The organism is Pseudarthrobacter sp. NPDC092202 (assembly GCF_044755505.1).
GTDB lineage: Bacteria > Actinomycetota > Actinomycetes > Actinomycetales > Micrococcaceae > Arthrobacter.
Window position 1 is genome coordinate 22,700 of the sequence record NZ_JBIVRG010000006.1, and the last position, 17,233, is coordinate 39,932.

Consider the following 17,233-nt stretch of genomic DNA (forward strand, 5'->3'; position numbering starts at 1 on the left):
CAAAGCGTCGACGGACCGCACCGGGCCGGTTGAGGTCACCAGGCCTCAACCGGCCCGGTGCGTCGTTTCCGGGGTCGGACGACGGCGCTGACGACGAGCAGGACAGGCAGAGCAAGGAACAGGACGAACGGGAACGGACATGGGGATCAAGGACAAGGCGCTGGCCTTCGGCAAGCGGTTCAAGCTCGACTCGCACCACGCAATCGAGCGCTTCGGGGTGTTCTTCGGCACCTTCGCTGTGATGGGGCTGGTCGTGGTGGCCGGCTCGGGTGCCGCCGCCTTCAAGGCGGGCAGCGACGCGGTGTCGCACACCGCGCTCTACAACACCGAGTTCACCTCCTCGAAGACCCAGCTCAAGGGCACGGTCGACGGGGTCTACACCAATCACACCGGCAACAGGGCACTGGTCATGATGCACTTCCCCGCCAGCGCGGCGATCTCGTACAACGCGGCGGACTACCAGGCCTTCCTGCTGGGCACCAACGACAAGCTGCAGACCGAAAAGGTCAGCACCAGCGGAATCAGGGGCACCTTCCACGTCTTCGGCTCGACCGGTTACGTCGGGGTCCTCCTGGACGCGGACCGGCCCTTCGACCGGCAGGTGCTCAACCTGACCGTCCGCGCGAACGCCGAGCTGACCTACGACGAGCGGCAGCAGAGCAGGGATGACCAGGTCGTGGGCGACTCGAGCTTCAAGAAGTACGACCAGTGGCGCGTGATCATCAACCCGGGTGCGTCGGGCACCACCGACATCCCGGCCCTGGACGCGGCCAGCTTCGACCCGGCCCGGGCCTATTACGACGTCGTGCTGAAGACCCAGGAGCAGCAGACGCGGGACAAGCTCGACCAGAAGCTGCTCGCGATGCGCACGAGCCTGAAGCAGGTCGAGTCGTACACCTCCGACCTGGCGATCACCAAGGTCGATGGGCTTTTCCTCCGTCCGCCGGCCGTTCCGACCTCCATCGCAGGTGATCAGGTGGCTGGTGCCTCGGCGGCCGAGGCCAAGGACGGGAAGGCGATACTCGAGCTGAAGACGGGCCATGTCGTGCCCGGCGGATTCGACTTCAACTGGCGCGCGGGCAACGTCTATGACGGCTACCTCGACACGCTCGTGCCCGCCGGGAAGGGCTATGTGCAGTTCCTCGCCGACAAGCGCGCCGAGGGCAGCGACAGCACGAGCCAGCAGGTCTCCGACATGAAGTGGGTCCTCTCCGACGGCACCGACCTGAAGAAGGACTACCGGTCCTCCGATGTGACGATGCGCCCGCTCACGAACGTGATGAACAACCTCTCCCAGGCCTACCAGGACTACGGCAAGGCCAAGTCGGAGTACCAGTCCGGGCTTCTGCTCGAGCTGCTCGGCCTGGACGTGAAGCTGCGCGATGTGCAGTCCAACAGCACTGCGAACTCGGCCGGGGACTTCCTGACCGTCTATCACTGAGCGCGCTCCACGGAGCGGGCAGTCACCACCCAGGCATCGAGCCGGAAAGGACAAGCTTATGGCCATCGACAAGCCGACGCGGCGGGATGACCCGGCCCGGCGCGCTGCATCGCCCCGCGGGGACCGCAGGTCCGCCGACGGGGGTGCGAAGGAGGAGTCGCAGCCCCCTCGTCGTGAGGGGTCCGGCGAACGCCGCGCCGGGCCCCGTACCGGAGCGGCCTCCGCTCCTTCCCCGTCCGGGGATGCAGCCAAGGGCCTGCCGAAAACCCCGGGGGCCTCCCCCGCGCCGCAGCCCGTGGACCCGACGCCTGCGGGCCGCGGGTCGAAGCACCTGGGAACCGCACCGGCCCCGGACGCAGGGGCTGCCGCTGGCAAGGCCGCAGGTGCGGCCGACACAGCCAGCAAGACCAGCAAGGCTGCCAAGGCTGCCAAGAGCCTTGACGGTGTCGCCGCCGGGGCGGCCGGGGGAGCTGCCCGCAAGGCGGTCGAGGGCGACGGCAGCAGCGCGGTCCGCCGCGGTGCCGGCCGGTACGCGGGAGCGGCTGCCTCGGGAGCTGTCGCCGGGGCCCAGGCCGGAGCCGCCGCCGGCGGTGTCGGCGCGCTGCCCGGGGCAGCGGTCGGCGCTGCCAAGAATGTGGGCCTGGAGACCGGCAAGGATGTTGTCGACGGTGCGTCCAAGGTCACCGGCGGAGGTCCGGACGCCGAGCCTGCCGACAAGCGGCTTGGTGCCGGGGGCACCGGCTACGAGCGGACCTCGCAGAAGGAGAAGGACGGCCAGCTGCTGTCCAAGACCGCTAAGGGTGTCGCCGTCGGCGGCACCGCGGCGGCCGCTCCCCCGGCTGCGGGGCTTCTCATGGTCATGGCCTTCCTGAAGTGGCTCAAGACCATGTTCTTCGCGATGCTCGCGATGGCCGCCAACGCGGCCAGCATGATCTGGGGTTTCATCCTCGGGATTGCCAAGGCGGTCGGGCACACGATCGCAGCGCCGTTCATCGCACTGGGCGGGCTGGTCGGCAAGGCGGCAGGAGCCGTGTTCGGGGTCACCGTGACGGCCACCGTCGCCCCGGTGGCCACGGCCGTATCCGGGGTGGCTGCGACCGTTGCCGCGGTGGCTGTGCTCAGCACGGTCCTCACGGGTGTGCTCGACCAGGCCGGCCTCGATGGCGGCCGCGGCTCGACCATGACTAACTGCATTGTCAACGTCAGCCGCAACGGCCCCGGCGCTGACGTCCCGGCGAACACCGAGGCGAACGCCCGGGCGGTCTACTCCGTGCTGAAGACCTGGGGCATGCCCGAGGAGAACATCGCGGGCATCCTGGGCAACTGGTCGCAGGAGTCGGGCGTGGACCCCACCAGCGTGGAGGGCATCTACAACGAGCCCTACCAGATCGGCCCGCGCAAGCAGACCGCGTGGGACGGGAACTTCACACACATTCCCGGCCAGTCGCACGGCGGCATCGGTCTGGGCCAGTGGTCGAACGGGCGAACCACGATGCTCATGGACTATGCCAAGTCCAAGAACCTGGACTGGTACACCATCAAGGCCCAGCTGGCATTCATGGCGGAGGGCGACAGCCCGGGGGACGTGGCCGTGTTCAAGGACATGATCAAGACCTCGCAGGGCTCTCCCTCTGCTGCTGCACTGCACTTCCACGACAAGTGGGAGCGCTCGGCCGACAACGCCTCACAGCTGCAGGAGCGTAAGGCCGACGCCGAGATGTGGTTCGGCAAGATGAGCGGCTGGACCGTCGACACCTCGGTCGTGGGCGGGGTCCAGGACATCGTGGGCGGCATTGTCGACACGGTCGGCAGCGGGCTCCGCTCCATCTTCGGCAACTGCGACAGCGACACCAAGGTGCGCCCGGGCAGCCTCGTCGACGGCGGCATGAACGAGGAGCAGGCCCGGCAGCTGATCGACCTGTACAACCAGGAGGGCGACAAGTTCCTGGACGACAAGTACGGCGCTGGCGGACCGGGCTCCTGCGGCGACAACCACGCCATGAACTGCGTGTCGTTCTCGGTCTACTTCATGAACAAGTACACCTCGTTCCAGCAGTACCCGCCGGGCGACGGCATCCAGACAGCCCACGCGATCGCGTCCATGACGGGCAAGCAGGTCTCGAGTACGCCGACGGCGTACTCGGTCGGTTCCGGGCCGGGTACGGGGTCCGCGGGCCACACCCTCGTGGTGCTGGGCGTGCAGGGCGACAAGGTCATCCTCGGTGAGGCCGGCTACTGCGCGTTCATGGGCCGCGTTCGCGTTGACAGTGCGGAGCGGATGAAGTCCGAGGGGTGGGTGTTCGTCGACGTCACGGACCTCATCACCACGGGCGGCAACCTGCCGGCGTAGCCGGCGGAAGCAGGGCCGGTGTCCGGACGATCCGGGCACCGGCCCTTTCTGCGTCCCGATCCGTGCGCAGTAACCTGTCGAATGGGGCAGACTCGTTATTGAATGACCATTGCAGATAGACTTGGGAGTCATATATGAGGACAACGCGAGAAAGGGCGGGCATCGTGACGAGTGCGGACGATGATGCGCGTGGCAGGGCCGGGGACACGGTCGAGGACGAGGACGGCGCGCCGAAGAAGCTGAAGGCCCCCGCCACCCGCAGGCGGGTCAGCGGGGTCGAACTCGAGGCCCGCTTCGAGGGCTGGCGCTCCGACCGGCGAGGAGAGCGGCAGGCAGGCACTCCGGAGGACTCGGCGCGGCGGACGCGCCTGGTCTTGAGCGCCGCGATGGGCGTGGCGATCCTCGGGCTCGCGGCGGCCGCGGGAGTGAGCGGCAAGGGATTCGAGGCGGAGCACGCGGCCAACGCCGACCGGATCTCCGCGCTCCAGGTCCAGATCGAGGATGCCAGGAGCACTCCGGTCGACCCGGATCTGACCGGAAAGATGACGCGGCTGATGGAGGCAGCCGCAAAGGACGCCCAGAAGGTCGCGGAGGCCCAGCAGCGCTTCGCGCAGCTGCACCACGAGGCGGCGACACAGCCCAATGCGGGCAACGGTACGCCGAACGCGGCGACACTGCAGATCGCCGAGCACCGCCGGACGCTGGCACCCCTGTTCAGCCCGCGCTCGTTCCTGGCCGACGAGAAGGGGGCCTACTCCTGGACCTCTGTGACGCCGTTCGACCCGAGCACGCAGATCGACCCGCGGTTCCCCTGGTATGTGCGCTACGAGGGTTTGAAGGCTTCCTCGCCCGGAGCATACGCCTGGTCGGTCGAGTCGGTGATGCCGGACCTCGCCACCCAGGACGCCACGGGCACCACGCGCACGGCGCGGGTGATCTGGCTGTGCCGGGACACCGCGGGTGGACAGGTGCTGGCGTGGGCGAACGCGGCCTACTCCTACGACGGGAAGGCCGGGACTTTCGCCGATCTCAAGGTCGTGGTGACCGCCGCCGGCGCGGAGCACCAGCAGGGCGCATCGACGACGGGCAACGGAAGCGGAGAGGGCTGATGGTGCAGGAGCAGCAGGTTGACGGCACGGACGAAACGGCAGCGCCGGGACAGGGCTTCATGCGGCGCAACGCTCTGGTGGTCGGGGTCGCGGTACTGCTGGTTACCGCCGTGACGGTGACCGGCCTGACATGGGGGTCCCAGCGCAGCGCACTGGATCAGCAGCAGCAGACGATCACGGGCCTTCAGGGTCAGCTTGCCTCGGTCGGGACCGCGAAGTCCGAGCAGGTCGAGCAGGATGTCATGCAGTCGCTCGGCGTGAGCCAGAGCCGGATCCACGACGACACGCAGATCGTGGACCGCCTGGTGAAGACGGCATTCACCTGGGACTCCGGCCAGGCCTACGAGGCCGCTCGCCGGGACCTGAAAGAGCGCTACCACCTGTCCGAGGACGAGCAGTTCCTGAAGCAGTTCATGCCGCCGGCGCGCTTCAACGAAGACGCCTCGGGCAAGCGCTACTACTACATCGACACCCAAGGGCTGAACTCGGCGGTCAATGCCGACGCGGACCTTGAGGTCGTGAAGGTCACCGCGGACGAGTACACGTATGCCGTGCAGGTCGAGGTGGCGGCTACCTCCGATGCGGTGTCCCAGAACAAGGTGGCACCGGATCGGGTCAAGTCGTACCGGACCGTGCTGGTGTACCTCACCGTCGACGCGCAAGGGAAGGTCTCTGGTCTGTCCGCCATTCCCGCTGGCGGTTCGACTCGTCATTCCAGATGATCCGACTCCCTTTCGACTCATCTTCTTGATAGAGTTGTACTGGTATTCGAGACGAAGAGTGAGTTGAGGGGCAATGGCATCGACAAAGATCGGCGAGTCGGGTGTGCAGGCTGACAAGCCTGTCCGCAAGACCCGCTTCGTGGCCGCGCCGGACGCCGGTGCGGCACCGGGCGACGCCGACCCCACTGGGGACGGAAATGTCCCGGGTGCACTGATGAGCCGCCGGGCGGCCATCGGCGGGGTGTGCATGGGGGCAGCTGCGCTGCTCTGCTTCCTGGCCGGCGCAGGTCTCTCTGGTGGCGAGGCCACCGTCAGCCACGACAAGGCTCAGCAGATCGTCTCCCTTCGCGAGCAGATCCGCACCGCCGAGGTGCGCACCGACGCCCTCCCGGAGGCCAAGGACGCTGACCGCGCCCTGGTCACCGCACAGGGAGCTGCGGAACAGATCGCCCGGTTGCAGAACGAGTACCGCCACCTGACACCCTCGGTGGCGGACTCGGGCGGGACGCTGGACCAGGCTGCCGCCGAGCCGACGCGCCGGAACCTCACCCCGCACTTCGCCCCCGACGTCGGGCAGGCCACGCTCCAACCCTGGTACCTGCTGGCCTCCGACAAGGACGTCGCCGCGGGCAACGCGATTCCGATGAGCTTCGACTCCGGCTTCAAGTGGGTCGCCCAGCGCCCTTACTCGGTCGAGGTGGACGGCACGATCCGGGTCACCTGGTTGGCGGTGCAGACCCGCCCGGCGGCCGGGCAGGCCCCGGCGGTACTGGCCTGGGCCCGGGCTGACTACGACATGACCCGCAAGAGCTTCTCCGGGGTCCAGACCGGAACGACGACCACGGGCGAGGCCCTGCGGCAGGAGGTGAAGGCACCGTGATCGAGGACGTGAAGGACTGGGTGCGCGCGAGGGCCGGGAAGGTCCTGGCCTGCAGCACCGGAACGCTGCTGGCGCTGTCGCTGCTCTCTCTGGCCCTGGCACTGCTGGCCGACGGTTCGGCGGACGCCGACGCCAAGGCCGACCAGCTCATCGTCCAGCTCCAGGGCAAGCAGGAGGACGCGCAGGCGGCACTTGAGACCAAGCACGCCCGGTTGCTGGCTGCCCTGCCGGGGATGGATGCCGAGCGGGCCGACCGGGACCGGGCCGCAGCGCGCTCGGTGCTGCTGAGCCTGACGGATTCCTCGGCTGCCTCGCGGACCGTTAAGGAGACGCAGGCCGCCCTCGATGCCCGGTACGCGTTTCTCGGGACCTCGTCCCGGATCCTCACCGAGTTCATCCCGGAATGGATGGCAGCGACCGGTGCCGGAAAGGGCGCGGGGACGGCGTACCAGCTGGCCGACTTCGACGTCGAAGTTGCCGCGGTGAAGGGCCTGGACTACTCCTACATCGGAGTGGCGCGCCTGGACCCGGTCTCCGTCGACGGCAAGTCCACGGCCAAAAGTGAGTACGTGGTCTTCACCTTCGCCACCGGACAGGACGGCACGGTCGCCTCGTTCGAAGCGTACCGGGCCTCGGGCCGGACGCGGGACCAGCTTGTCGCGCAGAGGCCGCCTGCCTCTGCTTCACCGGCCGAGACCGCCAGCCCCGGACCCAGCCACAGCGGCTGACCGGCGGGACACCCGCACAGACACGACACGACACGACAACAACAAGGACGAGACGAATGACGATCCAGACTCTGGACAAGACCGGCAGCGCGACCGAGCACGAAGCCCGGGTGGAGGCTGCCACTGCAGTCCCCGTCGAGAAGGCCGCGGCCAAGCCGAAGCCCGGGCGTGGCCCTTCGAAGCTGGCCGGCGCGCTGCGCCGCCTGGCCCCCGGGAAGGGCTCCGGCGGATCGCCGGTGCTGATCTGGGCGGTGTTCTTCCGCTCGGTCGTGCTCATCGCCGACTACGTGCTGGCCTCAATGACTGCGATGGTCGTGATCCCGATGCTCGGCGCGTGGCTGCACCGGCAGTCGGGCACAGCAAGCGGCGACCTGACCATGGCCGGGACCGTCGCGATGTGGATCGCCCCGCTGCTGTTTGTGGTCCTGTTGCTGGCCGCCGCGGAGATCGCCGCGATGCGCGGGATGTGGCGCTGGTCCACCCGCCGGATCCGGGCTGTACGCGACGCCCGCACCCCGGCGCTGGCCCCGGCCACCTCCGCCCCCAGGACCACCCACCCGATCAAGAAGACCAACCGGAAGAGGAGCAACTGATGCGCACTGCTGGACTGATGATGAATGACGTGTGGGCCGACCGGGCCCTGCGGGAGCGTGGCGTGCAGGCGCACCGCTACGACGGCCTCGATGCCCAGATCGGGGTGCTGGTCGACTCTGTCGAGCTCAAGCACCGCGGCAAGGAGGAGAACTACCGGCCCTACCTGCACGTCGTGGGCGAGCTGCGCTCGATCACTCCCGCCGAGCCGCTTCCGTACGGGATCACCCAGGTGACCTACTCGCACGGCCAGGGCGAGAAGGTCGACGCCTTCTACGAGTTCGACGACGAGCAGCTGGTCGCACTGGCGGCCAAGGGCTACTTCAGCCCTTCGTTCACTGTGCCCGACCAGCTCACGGGGATCGAGTGGGAGCTGCCCGCCAGGGCGGATGCCCTCGTGCTCACCCCGTCCGGGGACCAGGCCGATGCCCCCGTGGTCTTCATGAACGTGCACCGCATCGCCGATCTCGAGATCGACCTGGCCTCCACCGAGTACGACCTGGCGGCCTACTTCGCTGATCGCTCCAAGGATGGTCATGGTCCGGTTGAGTCCGTCGTCGACCAGCGGGGCCTGCGGGCCCGCTCCGACGCGATCAACTCGCTGTTCAGCGAGGACGAGCTCGACTTGGTCGCGCAGGCGGAGAACCTCCAGCGGCCGGAGGCGCAGCGGCCGGCTGCCGAGGGCGTCACCGCGCAGTTGCTGGCGGTCGAGGCCGAGATCACCGCGGAGCGCGAGCAGTATCAGGCTGAGCTGGAGCGCACTGAGGGCACGCCCGAGCACCTGTACCACCAGCGTGTGGCCCCGGCCCTGCACCTGGACGGACCGGAGGATGCTGCCGCCCCTGCGGACGCGGAGCCGGATGCCGGCGCGACCCACGATCTGGACTTTGGTCTGGATGAGGAGGCCACCGGGCAGGAGGTGCCCGCGCCGACGCTCGAGGAGCGCAAGCGCGAGGCCTCCCGCCGCGCCGCCGACCTCGACTTCGGCGAGGAAGACGGGCACGGTCTGGGCCACTGAGGCCGAGGCGGGCAGAGCAGTCAGGACGGGCCCCGGTCGCTGGAGGACAGCGGCCGGGGTTCTGTGCATTCACACGACGGAGGGATGAGGCGGGATGGGCCTGAAGCAGTCAGTGGTCATCGTCAACGAGTTCAGTGTGCCGCTGCCCGGCGGCAAGGGGTCCCGGGGCGGCACCCCCGGCGACTACGTCACCCGGTACATGGCGCGCGAGCAGGCGACTGAGTCGCTCGCGCCGATCCAGCGGCTGCGCACGGACGACTTCATCCTGCGCTACATGGCCCGCGAGAGCGCGGTCGAGCGCGCAGGGACGAGCAGGGTCGAGGCCAAGACGACAATGCGCCAGGCCCAGGGCGATGGCGGCGTGGCCTTCGGCTACGGCTCAGTGTCGCTCTCCGACGAGCAGCTGCGGGCTGCGTCCCGGGACATCCAGAAACACTTCGAGAGCGGCAAGACGGTGCTGAAGACCGTGCTCTCCTTCGATGAGGAATACCTGAAACGGCACCGCATCGTCGGCGAGGACTTTCACTGCGAAGGCCGCGGGGACTACCGCGGCCACATCGACCAGATGAAGCTGCGGATGGCGATCATGCACGGGCTGGAGCGGATGAGCTCGGGCACGAGCGGTTTCGACGACCTGCGCTACGTCGGCGTGATCCAGGTCGACACCGAGCACGTCCACTGCCACCTGGCGATGGTCGACGCCGGACACGGCCACCTGGCCAAGGACGGCACCCAGCGGGGCAAGCTTCTGGACCGGCACAAGTCCCGGTTGCGGCGCGGCGTGGACGCCTGGCTGGACGAGAAGCAGGCCGTCGCGCACCTGTCCAGCGCCGTCGGTTACGAACGCAGGAACGTGACGACCTTCATCAAGCGCTGGGCACACGAGCGCATGCGCTCAGAGGCCCTCCCCCAGTTCCTGCTGGCCTGCCTGCCCGCCGACCGCTCGCTGTGGCGCGCCGGAACCAACGATCTGCGGATGCGCAAAGCCAACCGTCTGGTCTCCGAGCTGGTGGCCGAGCAGCTGGAGCGGCCGGGCTCTCCGCTGCCGGCGGCAATGGAGAGGGTCGTGGAGTACGCCAATCAGCGCCGCGAGGCCGAGGGCCTGCGCACCGACGCGTGGCAGCGCCTGGTCGACGCGGGCCGCAACCAGATTACCGAGCGGGCGGTCAACGGGGTCTACCAGATGCTGCGCGCCCTGCCCGAGGAGGAGCTGCGGGTGCGTACACCGATGCTTGAGGTGATGGGTATGGACTACGCCGAGATGGCCGCCCTGGCCGCAGAGCGCCAGCAGCAGCACGGCAGCTCGGAGGACGATGTCGTCTCCTTCGGCTTCCGGCTGCGCAGCTATGCCTCCCGCCTGCAGCATCACAAGTCCAAGGCCAGCGCCTACCGCGACCTGGCCCGGCAATGGGAGCGTGCCGAGAAGGCCGAAGTGGCCGTAGAGGACTCCCGGCCGCTCTACGACTTCTACCGCTACGAAGAGGACTGGCACCGGCGGGTGATGAGCAAGTACCAGCACTTCCTGCCGTTTGTCGGCGACGCCAGCCAGTGGTACGCCCAGCAGCAGGAGGTCGCCGCGTACGGCCAGCGCCTGCTCTCGCTGATGGCGCTGCGCCAGGACGCCTCGCTGCAGCGGATGAAGGACGCCGACCAGGCCGAGGAGATGGGCCGCGAGATCTACGGCCAGCCCGGCGGACGGCACCTGACCGCGGGCAAGGCCGGACGGGCGGTGCTGGACGCGCGCATCGAGACGATGAAGCAGGTCGACGACGAACGGCTCCAGGAGCTGCGCACCGACCTGGCCGACTCGGGGCTGGTGCTCGTCGCCGGTCCTGCTGACCAGCGCAGCGCCGTCGCCGGCGGGGATCCGGAGGTCTCCACCCAGCTGTCGATCGAGACCGGGACGGTGCACCCCTTCGACGAGGTCAAGGCACTGGACCTGCATCACCTGGGCTACGACTTCGTGGCCGATGTCGAGATCGGCGAGCGGGCCCGGCGGGAGTTCACCGCAGCCGCGGCCGAACGCCGCCGGCTGCTGCTGGCGGCCATGGAGTACCTCGACCAGTCAGGCCAGTCCGAGGCGATCGCCGACCTCCCTGTCGACGACATCGCCGCGATGACCCGGGTCTCGCGGGAACTGGTTCCGGTGGAGGACGGTTCCACGCGGCCGGTTCTGCGTTCGAGGATCGCGGCGCTGCGCGAAGAGCAGGAACAGGCGGCCCGGATGCGCCGTTCGAAGGCCTCCTCGCTCGACGCCGGCCTGGTGGTGCGTGTCCAGCAGCGGGTCGACGCCGCGGTGGCTGGTGCCGGGGTCCTCCCCGGCCCCGAGCAGGAGCCGGCAGGCCGGTCCGACGGCATCCAGAACGAGTAGGGACACGAGTCGAAAGATCATTCGAATGGTTGCGGAATGCTCTATAGGAGTATTAGTGTATAGAGCAGTTCGGCACTGCACTTCGGGGCTTTGCTCGGACGACGTGAATGATCAAGGCCGTTCTGCCGAGTGGCGGACGGAACGACGAAAGGACGAGATCATGGCACTTCTCAAGGGCAAGGGCGCAATGACCGGGGTCAACCTCATCGCCAAGGTCTATGACAACGGCGCGACCAAGGACGGCAAGTCGCACTACGCCGACATCCAGGTCGACGCCCGCGACTCGCGCGGACCGGAGCAGAGCAACCTGCACCTGAAGTCCGAGCGCGTGAAGGGCCCGGACGGCAAGGAGCGCTTCGCCAACACCGCCCCCTACTCGGTGGGCCAGCTGGAGGAGATCGTCAAGGCCGCGGGCCCGAATACGGAGCCGCTGCTCAACAAGGACGGCGAGAAGGTCGGCACCGTCTACGGCTTCAAGGGCAACGTGATGCCGGCCTCGCGCGGCACCGGTCTGGTGGTCAACACCAAGTCCGTGGAGGCCAGCGACTTCAAGGTCGACGCCAACACCCTGGACAACCAGTTCGCCTCCATGAAGGCGGCCAAGGAGGCCCAGGCGGCTGCCAAGCAGAGCCAGGCCGGTCCGGAGCAGACCGCCCAGGCCGAACAGGTCGTCGAGGCCGAGGCCCCCGCGGTCGGCTGACACCGATCCACGGCTCAGCAGAACTCATTGAAAGGCCCCCGGAGAGACCTCTCCGGGGGCCTTTCGCATAGAGAGGAACGAATCATCATGGCAGATCTCAGTAAAGGTTCCCAGGGCCGACCGGAGCACGGCCAGCGCCCGACGTCGTACACGCCCGAGCAGCTGGTGGCGATCCGCGGGGCCACCCCCGATACCGGAGAGCAGCGGGGCCCGAGCTCGCAGGCGGGCCTCGGCTCGGTGCGGGGTCCCCGATACAGCGTGCCCTCCTCCCCCGCTCCCGGCCAGCCGGGCTCGAGGTTCAACCCCAACGTGGTCGAGCGGCGGCCGCGCCCGCAGGCTGAGCCGGCACCGGGGATGATCACTTCAGCGGATGCGCCGACGCCGGAATCGTCCCGGCAGGAGCAGCCCCAGGCGAAGCAGGCCCATGCCGGCGGCACGGTTCAGGGTCCGGTGAAGGTCCCGCTCACCCAGCGGGCCGCCGGGTCGAAGGTCGGACAGGCCGTGCAGTCCGCGGGCCTCCGCGAGGGAGCCAGGCGGCTCGGCACCGAGGCCATGCAGGATGCCGCGGCCCACGCCCAACGTGCCCAGCAGTCCGGTGCATCGACCAGGGGCGTCGCCGCCAGCGCCGTCAGGGGAGCTGCCGTGGGTGCAGCCCGCGGGCTGCACACGGAGCTGGACGGACATGGCGGACAGAAGGCCCCCCAGGGCTCCGCTGCCGGGGCGGACCTGGTCGGGCGGATGGGTTCGGTTGTCGGCCGTGGTGCTCAGGAGCAGCTGCCGGGCACCTCGCCGCAGGGACGGAAGCCGGTCAGCGAGAGGTACGACTATCAGTTCGAGGGCCAGGGCGGGCCCGAGGGCACCGAGCAGCAGCGCGGGGCCTGAGACAGGCACGGAGGAGGAGAAGGCTATGGCGACGAACGATCCCAGCCCACTGAGCGGAACGAGCCTGCTGGAGCTGGGCCTGGACGAGATCACGGCCCCGGACGAGGGCAAGGACATGTGGGCCGAGGCCGGGCGCGCACTGGTCGACCGCGTGGGTGCCTCGATGCGTCAGCAGCGGGAGGCGAACGAGCGGGCACGGCGCGACCGGGAGTCCAGCAGGCCGCTGAGCGAGCGGTACGACTACCAGTTCGAGCAGGATGGGGCTTCGTCCCAGGAGGACCGCCAGCAGGGGCTGTGACAGCACCCCTACGGAGTGAATGGCCAAGAGGCCCCCGGATATGAGTCCGGGGGCCTTTCACTGTCCTATCGCGGTCGAGCCGAATGGTGCCATGATAGACTTTCGACTGATCTATCAGATGAATTCAAGTCTTGGCGAGAGGTCTTCCACGGCATGTTCCATGAAGTGCACCTGAATGAGGGCTATCCGCTCCTGTCGAAGCTATCGGACCCGCTGAAGAGGGCCGAGCGCGAGATCGTCGGCCGCGAGCACGAGAAGCTCCAGCTGCTGGCCTCGATGAGCAGGCCGGAGCTGTGCAACGCCCTGCTCCTGGCCGAGGCAGGTACGGGTAAGACCGCTCTCGTCCAGGCCACGATGGCCGCTGATGCCGAGCGGCTCTATCTCGAGGTCGATCCGTCCCGGATGATCTCCGAGGCCGGCGACTCGGACCGCATGGCCGCCATGCTCAAGGGCTTCTTCGATGAGGCCGAGCACTTCGTGGCGGACGAGAAGCAGGAGCTGGTCCTGTTCATCGACGAGTTCCACCAGATCATCCAGCTTTCCGACGCTGCGGTTGAGGCGATCAAGCCGGTGCTGGCGGCCTCCGGGGAACGCGGCATCCGAATCATCGCCGCGACGACCTATGACGAGTTCCACAGGCACATTGCGCCGAATCAGCCGCTGGTTGAACGGCTGCAGCGCATCAACCTGACGCCGCCGGACCAGGAGACGACGATCCGGATTCTGCAGGGCATGGCCGAGCACTACGACGTCGCCGACCAGTTCTACGACGATCACATCTACCGGCAGATCTATGAGTACACCGAGCGCTACATGCCGGCGAGCTCGCAGCCGCGCAAGTCGATCCTGGTGCTGGACAGCATGGTTGGCTGGCACCGCCTCACCAAGCGGGCGCTGGACCGCGATCTGCTCTCGGACGTGCTCCAGGAGTCCCTGGGCGTCAACGTTGCCTTCAAGGTCGACGGCGCGAAGATCAAGGAGCAGCTGGACTCGAAGGTGTTCAGCCAGGACCTGGCCACGCGTGCGGTCGCGCGGCGGCTGCAGCTGTCGGTCGCGGACCTGAACGACAAGGGCCGGCCGGAGGCCTCGCTGCTGTTCACGGGGTCGACCGGCGTGGGTAAGACCGAGCTTGCCAAGCAGCTGGCACGGCTGCTCTTCGGTGACGACCAGCGCCACCTGATCCGCTTCGACATGTCCGAGTACGCCCAGGACTCCTCGATGGACCTGTTCCGCTCCGAGCTGACGAAGCGGGTCTGGGACCTCTCGCACGCCGTACTGCTGTTCGACGAGGTCGAAAAGGCCTCGGCGATGGTCACCCGCCTGCTGCTGCAGGTGCTCGACGACGGCCGGCTCTCCGACGACAACAACCGCGAGGTCAGCTTCCTGAACACCTACATCGTCATGACGACGAACGCAGGCTCGGAGATTTACAAGACCATCGCGCAGTACGCGGCCGACGACACGGGCTCGGGCGAGCAGCTGCTGAAGTACGACAAGCTCATCCGCCGCTCGATCACCGAGACCTCGGCGGATAACCGCTTCCCGCCCGAGCTGTTGGGCCGTATCGACGCCATCGTCCCGTTCCAGCCGCTCTCTGAGGACACGCAGCGCAAGATCGTGCGCAACAAGCTGCGCCACATGGTGCAGGAGGTCCTCATCAAGCACAACGTGCGGGTGGACATCGACCAGAGGGTCCTGCAGTACCTCATTGACGACAAGGGCGACACCGACTCCAATGCCGGCGGTGCCCGTGGCGCGGTGGCGAAGATGACCGACGAGGTCACCACCGGAGTGGCGACGTTCATCAACGAGCATCCCTCTGAGCGGCGGATCCGGATCGACGTCGTCGGCGAGCTGGCGAGCGACCACAAGGACATGCTCACCTCCGATGCGTGCATCGAGGTGAGCGCCGTGCGCTGATCTGAGCCAGCGGCCATTGTGGGCCATTCGGCGTCGTGTCGAATTGTCTATCGTTGCACCTATCGACTAATGAGCGATAGGATACTCATATACCAGGCGAACTGCGTTTCATCATCGAAGGGATCGACACCAATGGGCATTCTGGGCACGGCTGCGGGAAGCCGGAACAAGGATCGGAAGAAGAAGCCTGACGAGCTGCTGTCGTCCGTGGTCAGGGAGACGGCGATCCCCGCAGCAGTCGAACTGCTGCGGTCGAACGCGAAGTTCGTCTTCCCCAGCGGCACGGCGTGGGTCATGCTCGTGCTGGCCGCCGAGTCCATCGGCGGGCTGAGCAAGCGGCACGGCCGCGACGAGGCGAAGGGCTCGCTCATCGAGCTCATTGACTCCGACCAGATCAAGACCGTCGCCACGGCAGAGATGTTGGGCGAAGAGGTCTTCGGCATCATCCCCAACACGGAGACGCTTGCGCGCATGGAGGAGTACTCGCTCCTGGCTGGCGCGGAGTACTCCTGGGCCGTCGTCTGGCAGAAGCCCAGCGGCGAGCTGCTGGTGGACCTGGTCGCCGAGGCCACGTTCAAGCAGGCCCAGGAGGTCGCTTCCGGCACGCTGAGCCTCGAGGAGGCTGTCGGAGCGCAGGCCTGGCGCGAGCACAGCGGCGTCACCACCGACGAGCCCGGGACCCGTCCCGCGGCGGACGCGGACGCTGTTGCTGCCGTGGATACCGCCGACGAGGGTGACCCGATCTTCGACTCGATCTCCGGCGGGGACGAGGGTGCCGGTGACGAGCCGGTTTTCGACGCTGCGGGCGATGAGCCCGTGTTCGACGACGAAGCCGTCGACTTCGGAGACGAGGACGCGGCCCCGGTTGCGGTGGAGCCGGAGCCCGGCTTCGACGGAACGGCTGGCTTCGAGGAGTTCGACGAGGAGTCCGGTCCCGTGACCGCCGACGATACGGCGTACGCCCCGGCCGAGGAGGAAGCCGTCCTGCTGGAGAACCAGGAGCAGGTGCGCGAGGTCATCGCCCGCCGCTTCCTCTCCGAGGACCTGGACCTCGACGTGCGCCTGGACGAGTTCAATGCGACCTTCGCCATCGGCGCGCCGGTCGTGCAGATCGAGGTGCCGCAGGGTGCGACCGAATGGCTCGGCGACCAGGTCGCCCAGCTCAACCGGCAGGCGAACGCCGACCTTGCCCAGCTGCGGTGGGCGCACGAGGACGAACTGCGCACGCTGTACGTGAACCTCATGTCGGCCCACGTCGAGCAGGTCATCCGTGACGTGGCCACCGACCGCGAGGGCTCGCGCTACAAGGCACTCAAGGACGGCACCGAGGCGGCGCACCGCGAGCGGGAGTCCGAGAAGGAACAGCGGATCCGCACCCGCAAGGCCGAGATCGTCCAGGACTACGAGGCCCAGGCGAAGAAGCTCGCCGAGCAGGCCGCCCTCCAGGCGGAGATCCAGTACAAGGAGCGCAACCGCTCCCGCATGGAGCGCGAGCAGGCCGACGCCGTCGCCGAGATCGAGCGGGTGCTCGAGAACTCCTACTCGCACGACCGCCAGGAGATCCTGCGCGTGCGCCGCTCCGACGCCGCCCTGAAGATGCAGGTCGGCACTACGCGGATCTTCGAGGTCCTGGCCGAGAAGCAGAAGGCCTACCTCGAGGCCGAGGAGCAGCGTCTGGGGCAGTGGAAGGCCGAGATCCAGCGGATCGTCGACGACAACCGCAAGGCGGACATCGCCCAGGCCGAGGCTCTGGCAGAGCACCAGCGCACCACCGACGAGATCGGCGTCCTGCGCCGCGAGCAGGAGGCGCTGCTGGAGTCGATCCGCAACGAGCACGCCGACCGCATCCGCCGGATGGAGGACGAGCTCGACCGCAACCGCAAGGACGCGATCACCCAGATGCAGGCCCGCGAGACGGAATGGCAGCACAGCCTGTCCCTCGAGAAGGAGAAGACCGACTCGGCCACGCAGCGCAACACGGACCTGCTGCAGCAGATGGAGGTTGTCGAGGACTCGGTCAAGCGCCGTTACGAGGCGCGGCTGGAGGAAATGGCTGCGGACAAGGAGTCCTACGCCAGCGAGCTGGCAAGGGCTTCGGAGATCCAGAGCCGCTACAACAAGATGCTCATCGCCCTGATCGTCGCGCTGCCCGTGCTCGGCGGCCTCGCCGGCTTCATCGGCGGGGCGGCCATGGGCGGCTGATCCGACTCGGAGATCGACGGG

14 protein-coding genes are annotated in these 17,233 nt (G+C 68.1%); all 14 read left to right on the forward strand.

All coding sequences use genetic code 11. From position 1 onward, the window contains the following. Positions 1 to 139: 139 nt before the first annotated feature. The 14 genes from ACIQF4_RS11160 (at position 140) to ACIQF4_RS11225 (ending at position 17,212) form a co-directional block, all read left to right on the forward strand. On the forward strand, positions 140 to 1,441 hold the full coding sequence (locus tag ACIQF4_RS11160) for a hypothetical protein (RefSeq protein ID WP_400514653.1): 1,302 nt from the start codon (positions 140 to 142) through the stop codon (positions 1,439 to 1,441). A 58-nt stretch (positions 1,442 to 1,499) separates the two neighbouring features. After that, positions 1,500 to 3,791: a phage tail tip lysozyme gene (locus tag ACIQF4_RS11165; protein WP_400514654.1), complete on the forward strand. Its 2,292-nt coding sequence runs from the start codon at positions 1,500 to 1,502 to the stop codon at positions 3,789 to 3,791. Positions 3,792 to 3,955: 164 nt separating this feature from the next. Further along, a complete protein-coding gene (locus ACIQF4_RS11170) occupies positions 3,956 to 4,900 on the forward strand; it encodes a hypothetical protein (RefSeq protein ID WP_400514655.1) in 945 nt (314 codons plus the stop codon). Beyond that, positions 4,900 to 5,622, forward strand: coding sequence for a hypothetical protein (locus tag ACIQF4_RS11175; protein WP_142938926.1), 723 nt, complete (start codon positions 4,900 to 4,902; stop codon positions 5,620 to 5,622). Before ACIQF4_RS11170 ends, ACIQF4_RS11175 begins: the two co-directional genes overlap by 1 nt. A 73-nt stretch (positions 5,623 to 5,695) precedes the next feature. Next, the gene (locus ACIQF4_RS11180) at positions 5,696 to 6,502 is read left to right on the forward strand and encodes a hypothetical protein (protein ID WP_400514657.1); all 807 of its coding nucleotides are present in this window, start codon (positions 5,696 to 5,698) and stop codon (positions 6,500 to 6,502) included. Beyond that, complete coding sequence (locus ACIQF4_RS11185; protein ID WP_400514659.1) at positions 6,499 to 7,230, forward strand: hypothetical protein; 732 nt, start codon at positions 6,499 to 6,501, stop codon at positions 7,228 to 7,230. Before ACIQF4_RS11180 ends, ACIQF4_RS11185 begins: the two co-directional genes overlap by 4 nt. Positions 7,231 to 7,286: 56 nt before the next feature. Then, positions 7,287 to 7,823, forward strand: coding sequence for a hypothetical protein (locus ACIQF4_RS11190; protein WP_400514660.1), 537 nt, complete (start codon positions 7,287 to 7,289; stop codon positions 7,821 to 7,823). Next, positions 7,823 to 8,839, forward strand: a complete 1,017-nt coding sequence (locus tag ACIQF4_RS11195) for a hypothetical protein (RefSeq protein ID WP_316963777.1) — start codon at positions 7,823 to 7,825, stop codon at positions 8,837 to 8,839. Before ACIQF4_RS11190 ends, ACIQF4_RS11195 begins: the two co-directional genes overlap by 1 nt. Positions 8,840 to 8,933: 94 nt before the next feature. Then, complete coding sequence (mobL, locus tag ACIQF4_RS11200) at positions 8,934 to 11,210, forward strand: relaxase MobL (protein WP_400514663.1); 2,277 nt, start codon at positions 8,934 to 8,936, stop codon at positions 11,208 to 11,210. A 160-nt stretch (positions 11,211 to 11,370) separates the two neighbouring features. Then, entirely contained in the window at positions 11,371 to 11,910 is a 540-nt protein-coding gene (locus ACIQF4_RS11205) for a hypothetical protein (RefSeq protein WP_400514666.1), read from the forward strand. A gap of 87 nt (positions 11,911 to 11,997) precedes the next feature. Beyond that, positions 11,998 to 12,792: a hypothetical protein gene (locus ACIQF4_RS11210; RefSeq protein ID WP_400514668.1), complete on the forward strand. Its 795-nt coding sequence runs from the start codon at positions 11,998 to 12,000 to the stop codon at positions 12,790 to 12,792. 25 nt (positions 12,793 to 12,817) lie between these two features. Beyond that, positions 12,818 to 13,090 (forward strand): hypothetical protein, encoded by a 273-nt coding sequence (locus ACIQF4_RS11215; protein WP_071416490.1) that lies wholly within the window; start codon positions 12,818 to 12,820, stop codon positions 13,088 to 13,090. 276 nt (positions 13,091 to 13,366) lie between these two features. Next, positions 13,367 to 15,010 carry an AAA family ATPase gene (locus ACIQF4_RS11220; protein ID WP_400514670.1) on the forward strand — a complete coding sequence of 548 codons (1,644 nt, stop codon included), beginning with the start codon at positions 13,367 to 13,369 and terminating at the stop codon, positions 15,008 to 15,010. A gap of 132 nt (positions 15,011 to 15,142) precedes the next feature. Then, a complete protein-coding gene (locus tag ACIQF4_RS11225) occupies positions 15,143 to 17,212 on the forward strand; it encodes a hypothetical protein (protein WP_142133567.1) in 2,070 nt (689 codons plus the stop codon). Positions 17,213 to 17,233: the final 21 nt, after the last annotated feature.